This is a genomic window from Salinihabitans flavidus (genome assembly GCF_900110425.1).
Classification (GTDB): domain Bacteria; phylum Pseudomonadota; class Alphaproteobacteria; order Rhodobacterales; family Rhodobacteraceae; genus Salinihabitans; species Salinihabitans flavidus.
The window spans coordinates 1-11,675 of the sequence record NZ_FODS01000047.1 but is presented as its reverse complement, the minus strand read 5'-3'; the positions used below and the strand labels follow the sequence as shown (position 1 = coordinate 11,675).

The 11,675-nt window shown below is 59.2% G+C and carries 10 protein-coding genes and 1 pseudogene; 9 read left to right on the top strand and 2 right to left on the bottom strand.

Features of this window, described 5'->3' with window-relative positions:
- The 3 genes from BMW66_RS19005 to BMW66_RS18995 all read left to right on the top strand — a co-directional run.
- A partial coding sequence (locus BMW66_RS19005; RefSeq protein WP_139196297.1) for an integrase core domain-containing protein occupies positions 1-320 on the top strand: 320 nt, incomplete at its 5' end.
- A gap of 2 nt (positions 321-322) precedes the next feature.
- On the top strand, positions 323-937 hold the full coding sequence (locus BMW66_RS19000; protein WP_093120717.1) for an SAM-dependent methyltransferase: 615 nt from the start codon (positions 323-325) through the stop codon (positions 935-937).
- 1 nt (position 938) lies between these two features.
- Positions 939-1,895 (top strand): methyltransferase domain-containing protein, encoded by a 957-nt coding sequence (locus BMW66_RS18995; RefSeq protein WP_093120716.1) that lies wholly within the window; start codon positions 939-941, stop codon positions 1,893-1,895.
- 100 nt (positions 1,896-1,995) lie between these two features.
- Here BMW66_RS18995 and BMW66_RS20900 read toward each other — a convergent pair.
- Positions 1,996-2,199: pseudogene (locus BMW66_RS20900) on the bottom strand (IS5/IS1182 family transposase); the annotation flags it as partial.
- A 611-nt stretch (positions 2,200-2,810) separates the two neighbouring features.
- Between BMW66_RS20900 and BMW66_RS18990 the strand changes: the two are divergent.
- The 5 genes from BMW66_RS18990 (at position 2,811) to BMW66_RS18970 (ending at position 10,576) form a co-directional block, all read left to right on the top strand.
- Positions 2,811-4,814 carry a protein-L-isoaspartate(D-aspartate) O-methyltransferase gene (locus tag BMW66_RS18990; protein WP_093120714.1) on the top strand — a complete coding sequence of 668 codons (2,004 nt, stop codon included), beginning with the start codon at positions 2,811-2,813 and terminating at the stop codon, positions 4,812-4,814.
- Positions 4,815-4,875: 61 nt separating this feature from the next.
- Positions 4,876-5,337: a YbhB/YbcL family Raf kinase inhibitor-like protein gene (locus BMW66_RS18985; RefSeq protein WP_217639346.1), complete on the top strand. Its 462-nt coding sequence runs from the start codon at positions 4,876-4,878 to the stop codon at positions 5,335-5,337.
- 189 nt (positions 5,338-5,526) lie between these two features.
- On the top strand, positions 5,527-7,524 hold the full coding sequence (gene ligA / locus BMW66_RS18980) for an NAD-dependent DNA ligase LigA (protein WP_093120711.1): 1,998 nt from the start codon (positions 5,527-5,529) through the stop codon (positions 7,522-7,524).
- Between the two features lie 11 nt (positions 7,525-7,535).
- Entirely contained in the window at positions 7,536-9,257 is a 1,722-nt protein-coding gene (gene polX, locus BMW66_RS18975) for a DNA polymerase/3'-5' exonuclease PolX (protein ID WP_093120710.1), read from the top strand.
- Positions 9,258-9,793: 536 nt separating this feature from the next.
- On the top strand, positions 9,794-10,576 hold the full coding sequence (locus BMW66_RS18970; protein ID WP_093120708.1) for a ZIP family metal transporter: 783 nt from the start codon (positions 9,794-9,796) through the stop codon (positions 10,574-10,576).
- Between the two features lie 338 nt (positions 10,577-10,914).
- Here the strand turns inward: BMW66_RS18970 and BMW66_RS18965 are convergent, their stop codons facing one another.
- The gene (locus BMW66_RS18965) at positions 10,915-11,364 is read right to left on the bottom strand and encodes a DUF6782 family putative metallopeptidase (protein ID WP_342741894.1); all 450 of its coding nucleotides are present in this window, start codon (positions 11,362-11,364) and stop codon (positions 10,915-10,917) included.
- Between the two features lie 85 nt (positions 11,365-11,449).
- Between BMW66_RS18965 and BMW66_RS18960 the strand changes: the two genes are divergently transcribed.
- Positions 11,450-11,675, top strand: a 226-nt coding sequence (locus BMW66_RS18960) for a transposase (RefSeq protein WP_139196291.1), incomplete at its 3' end; no start/stop codon positions are given.

Here is an 11,675-nt window from a genome sequence, read left to right as displayed (position 1 = left end):
CCACTGGAAACCATGAGTTCGACCGGCTCTGCGCCGATCTCGGTATCGAGCACCGCCTTGCCCCACCGATGCGGCCACAGACCAACGGAATGGTGGAGCGCTTCAACGGCCGGATCGAAGATGTCCTGCAGAGCCACCGGTTCCGCAGCGGAGAAGACCTGGAACAGACCATCCTTCGCTATGTCCGGCTCTATAATGGCCAGCTCCCGCAATCAGTGCTCAAGGGCCGAACGCCCATCGACGCGCTCAAGGACTGGCATCGCCAGAAACCAGAAATCTTCAAGAAACGACCGTATAATCACGCGGGATGTGACAGGTAACCTTGTCAAGCGAACAACAGACATACGCCAAGGACTGGGTGGAGCGCGAAGGCCTCTCTGAGCGGGTCGAATCCAAACTAAAGGACTATCGCGATCTACGCGGCTCCTATGACCGGATCGTCTCCGTAGGTATGTTTGAGCATGTCGGCGTCGGTCATTTTCGGGAGTATTTCGAAAAGGTCCGGGATCTTCTCGCCGATGACGGTGTTGCTGTCATCCACGCGATAGGCCGTTTTGGATCCGGCGGATCGATCAATCCGTGGATTGCAAAATATATATTTCCAGGGGGCTATATCCCCGCCCTTTCGGAAGTGCTCCCAGTGGTCGAGAGCACCGGCCTTTTTACGACCGATATTGAAATCCTGCGCCTGCACTACGCGCAAACACTACAATGCTGGCGCAAGCGCTTCCAACAGAGCTGGGACAGGGTTGCTGACCTCTACGACGAGCGCTTTTGCCGGATGTGGGATTTCTATCTCGCCGCTTCGGAGATGAGCTTTCGATATGGCGGAAACATGGTCTTTCAGATCCAACTTACGAAGAACCAGGACACCCTGCCGTTGACGCGCGACTACATCACCGATTGGGAGCGCGCGCATCCGCTGGAGCGTCAATGAAATGGCATCACAGCCCAATAGAACTGTGCGTTTTGTATGGCGAAGGCGCATGCCAAGCAGTCTGTCAGGACCAAATCTCTGCATGCTGCGGAGCTTCTTCATCCACATCACGGAGAAACCGATGAAAGCTGATTTCAAGAAAGCTGTGAAAACCGCAGAAGATTACTACAACAGCGCGGACGCGGACGCCTTCTACGCCGCCATCTGGGGTGGAGAGGACATACATGTCGGCCTCTATGAAAGTGACGGCGAAGACATCGCTGTGGCCTCCGCGCGAACCGTGCATCACATGGCGTCAAAGCTTGATCTGAAGCCGGGAGCACGCGTGATCGATATCGGTGCGGGCTATGGCGGTGCGGCGCGCTATCTCGCGCGCGAGATCGGTGCTCACGTCACCTGCCTGAACCTCTCGGAAAAAGAGAATGCGCGCAATCGCAGGCTGACTGCGGAACAGGGCCTCGAAGAGAAAATTGAGGTCGTCCACGGCTTGTTCGAGGACATTCCCTTCCCGGATAACAGTTTCGACGTGGTCTGGAGCCAGGAAGCCATCCTGCATTCCGGCGACCGCACACGCGTGCTGAAAGAAGTCTCGCGCGTGCTCAAGCCCGGCGGAGATTTCATTTTCACCGATCCGATGCAGGCCAACGATATAGATGACGCGGCCGAATTCGAGCCGATCTATGAGCGGATTCATCTGCCCGATATGGATTCGATCGGGTTCTACCTGGCGACGCTGGAAGAGCTCGGTTTCGATATGGTCGAGATCGAAGACCTCACCCATCAGCTACGCAATCACTATGCCCGTGTGCGCGAGGAACTGAAGTCGCGGCGTCACGCACTGCAGGACCAGATCTCCCCGGATTATACCGAGCGCATGCTCAATGGCCTGAGTCGTTGGGTTGAAGCTGCCGACGCCGGGCAACTCTGCTGGGGCGTGCTTCACTTTCGCAAACGCTAACACGTTGCTAAGAAGTCTGTTTGGGGAGTTGTCCCGTCTGTCGTGATTTGAGGGCGGGCCATCCGCGGGTTCGGAACCGGGACCAATGTCGCCGCCACCATCAGGCTGCGAGGAACTTCGGCAATCCTGCGAGGTTGCAGGCTGCCATGGTCATCGTGAACTACACGCGGAATTTTTTAAGGACAGGCTGAAGGTCTGGAGCACGGCGCCAACAGTATTGGCCTAGCAGAATGGGGTCCCTCTATCTTCTTGCGGTTCTCTTGTGGTGCCCCTGAGACAAGGCATAGCCGGGATGCGGGGTGCTGATGTGGTTCCGGAAATCTGAACAGCCGGGATGGATGGATTTTCCAGTAACAGCGGTATGAAGCAGCTTGCCAGGTGGGTTGCCATGCACCCAGAGCGGGCTCGCCGGCCTTTTTTCGCGTCAGGAATTCCTCGTCTCCTGGCTGTGTTGATAGGGGTATTGCTCTCGGAGAATCCCGCAAGGATCGCAGAGCGGAGCGTTTAACCGTGATTAATGCCTGGGACCATGCACTTGGTGCAAACTTGTAGCGGAACTGACAAAGAGAAACACTTTTCATGGCGATACAATCCGAATCTTATGAGCGAAAGGGTGCAACGCTCAGCTTTGGTGGTGATTCCGCTGAGCCAAGGACGCCGCAATCTGTGCCACTGGAAGAACCCGTTACACCACCAAACGAGACGCCATCGGATCCGCCGGACGAGTTCCCGGAACCGCCCGGGGAAGTCCCGCCGGAAACGCCGCCAGATGTGCCACAGCCCCCTGGCGAAGTACCGCCTGCTCCGCCACCGGAGGTTCCGACTGAGAATTAAACCGGACTTATCGCGTCCCACGCGCGTGCTTGGTCTGGCTGCCGTTCTGCACTCAACGCAGAAGCACAGAGGAGACGTGACATGACCGGCTATGATGATCTGCGCAAGGAAATGGTCGAACGCCAGGTCAAGGCGCGCGGGGTACGTGATCCGCTGGTTCTGGATGCCATGAGGCGCGTGCCACGCGAACGCTTCGTGCCGGACCACTTGAAAGGTCAGGCGTATCGGGACTGCCCGCTGCCCATCGACGCCGGACAAACCATCTCGCAACCCTATATCGTCGCTTATATGGCCGAGGCTCTGGCGCTCAAAGGTGGTGAGAAGGTACTCGAGATCGGCGCGGGTTCGGGCTATGCCGCCGCCGTTCTGGCCGAGATCGCTGGCGAGGTTTTTGCCATCGAACGTCATGGCACACTGGCCACCAGAGCTGCGGCGGCGCTTCAGGACGCAGCTTATACCAATGTCCACATCCTCCACGGGGACGGCACCCGGGGCTGGGAGGACGCAGCGCCGTTCGATGCGATTCTTGTGTCAGCCGGTGCACCTTTCGTGCCCGAAACGCTCAAGTCCCAGCTGGCCATGGGTGGGAGAATGGTGGTGCCCGTGGGCAACGATCCGCGCGCACAGGAGCTGGTGCGCGTGACACGGCGCGACAAGGGGCAGTTCGATCGCGAGGATCTTGCCGATGTGCGCTTTGTACCCCTGATCGGGGACCAGGGCTGGGAAGGAGAGCCGGAGGGCGCGCAAACCGCACCACCCCGCCTTGTCCAGCATCGTCCGCGGCAGGACGAAGGAGTGCCAGGCCTTATTCGTGCCCATGCCGAGGCGTTTGAGGACGTTGAGAGCGCCCCGCTTGACCTGATGATGGATCGCATTGGCGATGCCCGCGTCGTGCTCATTGGTGAGGCAAGCCATGGCACCTCCGAGTTTTACCGAATTCGTGCGCTCATCACGAAAAGGCTGATCGAGGAAAAGGGCTTCACCATTGTTGCCGCCGAGGCCGACTGGCCCGACGCCGCCCGCATCGACCATTACGTGCGCCACCGCGAGACACCGCCGTCGGAGTGGCAGGCTTTCGCCCGCTTCCCCATGTGGATGTGGCGCAACGAGGAGGTTCGTGCCTTTACCGATTGGCTGCGCGAGTGGAACGCACCACGTACTCCACTGACGCGCGTCGGCTTTTACGGTCTGGACCTCTACAGCCTGTTCAACTCGACGCTGGCGATCATCGACTATCTGGAGGATGTCGACCCCGATCTCGCCCGGATCGCCCGCCATCGTTACGGATGCCTCAGCCCCTGGGAAGCTGATCCAGCGGCTTACGGCCACGCGGCCCTCACAGGTGCTTATCGCAACTGTGAGGATGATGTGACGGCGATGCTTGTGGATCTGATGCGAAAACGTAAGGAATACGCGCTGAGCGACGGCGAACGCTTTCTGGATGCGGCGCAAAACGCCGCGCTGGTCGCCAATGCCGAGAAGTATTACCGGATCATGTACTACGGCTCACGCGCGTCGTGGAACCTGCGCGACGATCACATGTTCGAAACCCTGCAGAACGTGATGAACTTCCACGGGGATGGTGCTCGGGCGGTGGTCTGGGCGCATAATTCGCATATCGGCGATGCCCGCGCGACCGAAATGTCGCGCCGGGGAGAGCGTAACCTGGGAGAGCTTTGCGCACGCGGCTTCGGCGACAAAAGCTACCGGATCGGGATGGGCACGGACCATGGCACGGTCGCGGCCGCCAGTGACTGGAATGGTGAGATGGAGATCAAGCAGGTCAGGCCATCCCACCCGCAAAGCTATGAGCGGCAATTCCACCTCTCCGGCCTGCCGGGGCTTATCCTGCCGCTGCGGGCGGAACTCGAACTGGATGTCGCGACGGAATTGTCGAAGCCGAGGTTGGAGCGGGCGATCGGAGTGATCTACCGCCCCGAGACCGAGCTTGCCAGCCATTACTTCGAAGCCGAGCTGCCCCGCCAGTTCAATGAATATGTCTGGATCGATGAAACGACTGCGGTCTCGCCACTCGGGGCCGGTCAAACACCGGGGCTGCCCGAGACCTACCCCTTCGGAACGTGAGATAAAGCCAAATGACGCCTGACTGTGCGACAACCCAGCCCCGGAAGCAAAGGAGACAATCATGCTGATACTGACAAGCCCGGATTTCAATCCCGGCGAGACGATTCCCGTCCGCTTCACCTGTGACGGCGATAATGTCTCGCCGGCCTTTCGCTGGACCGGACTGCCGGAGGGCACGAAGGAGCTTTTACTGGTCTGCGACGATCCGGACGCGCCGAGCGGGATCTTCCGTCACTGGGCGGCCTGGGGCATTTCACCCGAAAGCGGCTTCCTGAGATCGGGCTTCGGGCCGGAAACCCTCGAGCCGGGTTTCCATCAGGCGATCAATGATTTCGGCAAGCCTGGCTACGGCGGGCCGTGTCCGCCCGAGGGAGTTACGCCGCATGCCTATCATTTCCGCTTGAGCGCCCTGCGAGAGCCGATCACCACAGCCGCGTCCGGGGCAAGCTGCGAGGAGATCATCACGCTCGCCCAACCCAAGGTGATCGAGTTCACCGAACTGGTAGGATTCTATGGACGTTGAACCGGACTCGCTACCGCGCCGTGAGGAAGGGGACACCGGATGACACGGCAATCAATGACGAACCGGTCTGGCACAGTATGGGTCTTGCTGGTCGGCGATCCAGGAAGCCTATATCCGGTCGGCGGTGGATTACGTGCGGCTGGGTGGATTTGTTTGGCGCGCCAAGCACTAGCGAGGAATTGACTGCCTATGCCGGACAAGTCTGATATTGCCAAGCGGGCTGAGGAGCTGCGCGAGCAGATCAATCGCCATGACCGGTTGTATTACGTCGAGAACGCGCCCGAGATATCGGACCGGGAATACGACGAACTTTTCGCCCAGCTTGAGGAGTTGGAAGACCAGCATCCCGAAATCGTGGTGCCGGAGTCTCCGACGCAACGCGTTGGGGCGGAGCCGCAATCCGAACTTGGGAAGGTCGAGCACGTGGCAACGATGCTCAGTCTCGATGCTGTGCGCGACAAGGACGAGATCGCGGATTTCATTGATCGGGTGCGCGAGGCTGTGGGCGATTCCGACGTAACTTTCGTGGCAGAGCCTAAATTCGATGGGCTGTCGATCGAGGTGGTCTATGAGGAGGGTCAGTTCTGCCGTGCCTCGACCCGCGGCGACGGACAGACGGGCGAGGACATTTCCCACACGCTGCGCACGGTACGGGCCTTACCGTTGAAACTCCAGGATGCAGGCGGGGAGACCAAAGAGCTGGCCGTGCGGGGCGAGGCAATCCTGCCCAGATCCAGCTTTCAGGACGTAAACAAGGCTCGCGTGGAGCGTGGCGACGAGCCTTTCGCCAACCCGCGCAATGCTGCGGCCGGCATTCTACGCCGGCTCGATCCGTCCGAGGCCGAAGGCGTCCGTTTCGCCGTCACTTTCTACGATGCCACCGGGATCAGTGTTGAAGCTGTACATGGCCAGTGGGAGCTGCTGAAGGCGCTGCGCGATCTGGGGTTTCCGGTCATGGGCGATCAGACGCGGTGCGGATCGCTGGAGGAGGCCGAGGAATTTTACGACGGGATGCAGGGTCAGCGCAAGGACCTCGATTACGAAATCGATGGTATCGTGCTGAAGCTCGACGCGCGCACGGAGCGCGAAAAGCTGGGTCAGCGCAGCCGGAGCCCCAGATGGGCGAGCGCCTGGAAGTTTCCGCCCAGAACGGGCGAGACGCGGATTGCGGACATCGCGGTGGGGGTCGGTCGTACTGGTGCCCTGACGCCGGTGGCATTGCTTGATCCGGTGGATGTTGGTGGCGTGACGGTGGCGCGGGCGACGCTTCACAACGTCGAGGAAGTGCACCGCAAGGACCTGCGTGTCGGCGATACCGTCCGGATCGAACGAGCCGGGGACGTTATTCCCGAAGTGGCCGAACGCGTCCCGAAACCCGGCGTGGAGAGGTCTGAGCCGTTCAGGATGCCTGACCGCTGCCCCTCCTGCGGAGCCCAGGTGGAGCGGCGTGGGCCGCTGAACTATTGCCCGGCGGGCATCGCCTGCCCGGCGCAGCTCGTGGCCCGGCTGGTGCATTATGGCGCGCGAGGCTCGATGGATATCGAGGGCTTGGGGGAAAAGACCGCCGAGCAGCTTGTAGAGCATGACATGGTTCGGGATATCGCGGACCTCTATGATCTTTCCGCGGAGGACCTGACCGCGTTGGACGGTTTCGCAGAAGACTCCGCGGGCGCATTGCACGCAGCCATCCATGAGCGTGGCGAGGTGCCGCTGGACCGGTTCCTGCGTGCGCTCGGCATCCGTCATGTGGGCGCGGACGCGGCGCGTCGGCTGGCCATGGCTTTCGGCAGCCTGCAGGCGGTGAGGGAGGCGAGTCAGGCCGAGATCGAGGAGATCGGAGGGATCGGTGATGAGACTGCGCAGAGCGTGGCTGCGTTTTTCGACGAAGAACGGAACCGGGATGTCGTCGGGCGGCTCTTGAAGGCTGGGGTGTCGCCGCAGGCCGTCGAACAATTGGACCGGTCTCTGAAAGGCACGACATTTGTTTTGACCGGCGCGTTGGAAGGCTGGACGCGCGAGGAGGCGACCGGAGCGATCGAACGGCGCGGAGGGCAGGTGGCGTCGAGCATCAGCGGCAATACGGATTACGTCGTCGTCGGCGCCAAGCCCGGCTCAAAGCAGGACAAGGCAATGGAAGAAGGTGTCGAGATGCTTGACGAGGATGCATTCGCGAAGATGCTGGGCTGAGGAGGTGGGTCATGCCGGTACATAACAGCGAGATCGCCACGATCTTCGATAACGTGGCTGATCTGCTGGAAATCGAAGAGGCCAACCGGTTTCGTGTGCGCGCCTATCGCAACGCGGCCAACACAATCCGCGACCTGAGCCGGTCGCTGCAGAACATGTTGGAGGAGGGTGAGGACCTGTCCGAGCTGCCCGATATCGGCGAAGACCTTGCCGGCAAGATTGAGGAGATCGTGCGTACTGGGCGGCTCCCGCTTCTGGACGAGATATCGGACGAGGTGCCGGAAGCCATCGTCGAGGCCACGCGCATCCCCGGGATCGGGCCGAAACGCGCCCGAGCGCTTTTTGAGGCACTGGATCTTTCGTCGGTCGATGACCTGAAGGAGGCGGCTGAGGAAGGCCGAATCGCCGCGATCGAGGGGTTCGGCGAGAAGACCCAGGCGCGGATCCGCAAGGAGATAAATCAGGGCGTGATCGGGGGCGAGCGAATCCGGCTGGACGTGGCCGAGGATTTTGCCGAGCCGCTTCTGGAGTGGATCTGCAAGATTGAAGGTGTTGCTAAAGCTGAGATCGCCGGTAGTTACCGCCGCCGCAAGGAGACTGTCGGCGATTTGGACATTCTCGTACAGGGTGAAGATGGTGGCGCGATCATCGACCGCTTCACCAAGTATGACGAGGTCGAAGAAGTCGCGTCGCAGGGCAAGACGCGGTCGACCGTCACGCTGCGATCAGGCCTTCAGGTGGACCTGCGGGTCATCCCCGAGCCGAGCTGGGGGGCCGCGCTGCATTACTTCACTGGCTCGAAGTCGCATAACATTGCCGGGCGCAGGTGCGCGCAGGACCGCGGTCTGAAGCTCAATGAATATGGCCTCTTCGATGGTAAGAAGCGGATTGCCGGCACGACAGAAGAAGAGATTTATGACGGGATCAATCTGCCCTGGATCGATCCGGTTCTGAGGGAGAACCGCGGCGAGATCGAGGCGGCCGATAAAGGGGAGTTGCCCGTCCTCATAAAGCCAGCAGACATCAAAGGTGACCTGCATGCCCACACGACGGCGTCGGACGGCAAGAATAGCTTAGAGGAGATGGCGCAGGCGGCAAAGGAAAAGGGCTACGAGTATCTCGCGATCACCGATCACTCGAAAAGCCAGACACAAGCCAGGGGGCTGAGCGAAGACGCGCTGCACCGGCAGATCGACGAGATCGGGGCTTTGAACGACAAGCTTGACGGCATCCGTCTTCTGGCCTCCTGCGAAGTGGACATCCTGGAGGACGGAAGCCTCGATTTTCCCGACAAGCTCCTGGAGCGGCTCGACCTTGTCGTTGCGTCGGTCCATTCGAAACTCGAACTGGCGGAGGACAGGCAGACCGAGCGCATGATCCGCGCCATGGACAACCCGCTGGTGTCGATCATCGGGCATCCGACCGGGCGGCGGATTGGGGAACGCAAGTCCTGTGCACTTGATATGGAACGACTGCTGCAGGCTGCGAAGGATCGCGGTTGCGTGCTGGAACTCAATGCGAACCCGGTCCGTCTCGATCTGAAAGATGTTCATTGCCGCATGGCCGCGGAGAAGGGTGTGGATATCGCGATTTCCACCGATGCGCACAGCACCGGGGGCTTGGGGAACATGCGGTTCGGCATCGACCAGGCCCGGCGAGGTTGGCTTGCGACGGAAAACATCGTTAATACCCGCAGCTGGAACAACCTGTCCAAGATAGTGCGGCGAAACTGAGAGGGAGGCATACAAGCGATGCCGCTGTAGATGTCCGTCGTCAGATAATTTGGGACGTCTAAGCGTATTCTCTAATGGAGGCTCTGGTTCATCCTTGCTTGCTTCACTTTATGCGTGTTCGGGGTGGTGGCGCAAGCGCCTGGCGAGCATGGTTTTTTGTTTGAGCTCCTCTCGCTGTTTTCAGGATCTACTCTGTGTCTGATGGAGGATTTGAGCAGTTGCCTAGCAGCAACAACGTTTTGGTGGTTCTGCTGCAAGCGAGTGCTTTCACAACCATGTCCCATGGTCTCTCAATCCCTGATCACGGCGAGAATAGCGGCGACTTGCGGTAGCTATTGCGACGCGGAGTACCGTGATTTTGGGTGTGTTCACGGCGAGAAGGGCCGTGGATTTCTGCTTACCTGCCATTCGTACATCTTGCAGCGAATGCGGACTCTGAGCCCAGAGCGGTCTCTTGTTCACTTGAGCCAAGCATAGAAATGCAGCGAGAACGGATTCCGTTGATATAACCGAAGTTCTACGCAATGGATGTATCAATGGACCTTGGATCGCCTCTGATTTTGGGCTTCTTGGGAAGCCTCGTCGCGGGATTGATGACGGCAGTTGGTGCTATGCCAGTACTGTTTGGTAAAACACCAAGCCGTGCAATGCGAGACATGTCGTTGGGTTTCGCCGCTGGCGTTATGCTATCGGCCTCGTTTTTCTCACTCATTTTACCGGCAATCGAGGCCGCGTCTGACAAGTATGGAGAAGGCGCAGTACCTGCGTCCATTGCGGTTATTGGCATCTTGGCGGGTATGGCAATTGTAGCTTGGCTGAACGAGGTTCTTCCGCACGAGCACTTTACGACGGGGCGCGAAGGCCCTGACAGCGCTGCTCTTCGCCCGATCTGGCTATTCATCATTGCTATCACAATCCACAATTTTCCGGAGGGGTTAGCTGTCGGTGTCGGATTTGGAGCCCATGGGCTCTCTGGTGGAATGCCGCTAGCCATTGGGATCGGATTACAGAACCTACCTGAGGGTCTAGCCGTGGCCGTGGCGTTGCTTGGAGAGGGATATAGCCGCTTCCGCGCTTGGGGGATTGCAGCGCTGACAGGCCTCGTCGAGCCGATTGGGGGCGCAATTGGGGCGGCCGTAATCACGTTCTCGGAGCCGTTTCTTCCGTGGGGACTCGCATTTGCCGCCGGGGCGATGCTCTACGTCATCAGCCACGAGATTATCCCGGAGACGCACCGGAGAGGACATCAAAACAAAGCGACCTTTGGTTTCGCTATCGGATTGGTCGTCATGCTGTTCTTGGATGTATGGCTCGGCTAAAGCACCATAGCAGAGATCTCATAAAAAGGCCCGAATGACTGCGACGCGCCCACACCAGACGTGCTAGCATTATTGATGCTTGTGCTCGCAGCGTAGATCTCGCTGCGATGGCGCAACCAGTTCATGCTGCCCAGCAGTGGGAACAGCATCCATTCTCGCAAACCGCAGCGAATGCGAAAAGGGCAATGAACTGATCGCGGAACTAGCCTGCCGCTCGCCTCGCTCGTGGGCGATCTACAATCCCAAGCACAATTTTCTTCATCAGCCAACGCCAATGAATATTGACAAGATGGTTGCGTTCGCCTTTGGGAAAAAATCGCATTCCATCCGTGCAGATGCTAAGGTCCATGGCACTCATAGGGGCTGCCGTCTGGTAGTCGGCACAGTTCGGCAAAATACGCCCCGGACAAATTATCGTATTTCGGCAGCAGGTGTTCACGATCGATCTGGTCAAGATAGTTGGAACAAACTGCGACATAGTAACTGTCGCGACGCACGCCGTTATCGTACCAAGCCACAAAGGCAGCTGAAGCAGCAAGTCCTACATCGGAAGTTTCGTTCAGGATCGTGTCAAATCTGGCCGCCAGATCCGCTTGCATGGGCCAATTCGCCAAGGCATTCCACATCGCTGGTCTACCCTGCTCTCGCAAACCCGCCGCGACGACAAGGCTCGTCACACTGGCATCGGCCTCCATGGCGAACACCGCGCGGACGTGTTCCTTCATTGAGAGGTCAAGGCTTGGACAACTGCCAACATCGAATTGTTCGACATGCCGCAATTCGTGCACTGTCTGACGTCAGCACCTTTGGGACAGATTTGAGGATTTGAACAACGGAGGGTTTCTGGTTCATCATAGCGTTTAAGGAGCGAAGATGAACAAGAAGCCCGGAACATCGAAAGACGCAGCTGACAAGCTGGTCAAAAACATCCGCCGCAAGACCCGCCAGACCTACTCGGCGGAGGAGAAGATCCGCATTGTTTTGGCCGGATTGCGCGGGGAGGAAAGCATCTCGGCGTTATGTCGCCGCGAGGGTATCTCTGACAGCCTGTATTACACTTGGTCGAAGGAATTCCTTGAGGCTGGAAAGCGTCGTCTTT

Bases quoted from the DNA above. Each gene is read 5' to 3' on its own strand.
- BMW66_RS18995 (WP_093120716.1), top strand. From the start codon at position 939: ATGGCATCACAGCCCAATAGAACTGTGCGTTTTGTATGGCGAAGGCGC.
- BMW66_RS18990 (WP_093120714.1), top strand. From the start codon at position 2,811: ATGACCGGCTATGATGATCTGCGCAAGGAAATGGTCGAACGCCAGGTC.
- BMW66_RS18985 (WP_217639346.1), top strand. From the start codon at position 4,876: ATGCTGATACTGACAAGCCCGGATTTCAATCCCGGCGAGACGATTCCC.
- ligA (WP_093120711.1), top strand. From the start codon at position 5,527: ATGCCGGACAAGTCTGATATTGCCAAGCGGGCTGAGGAGCTGCGCGAG.
- polX (WP_093120710.1), top strand. From the start codon at position 7,536: ATGCCGGTACATAACAGCGAGATCGCCACGATCTTCGATAACGTGGCT.
- BMW66_RS18970 (WP_093120708.1), top strand. From the start codon at position 9,794: ATGGACCTTGGATCGCCTCTGATTTTGGGCTTCTTGGGAAGCCTCGTC.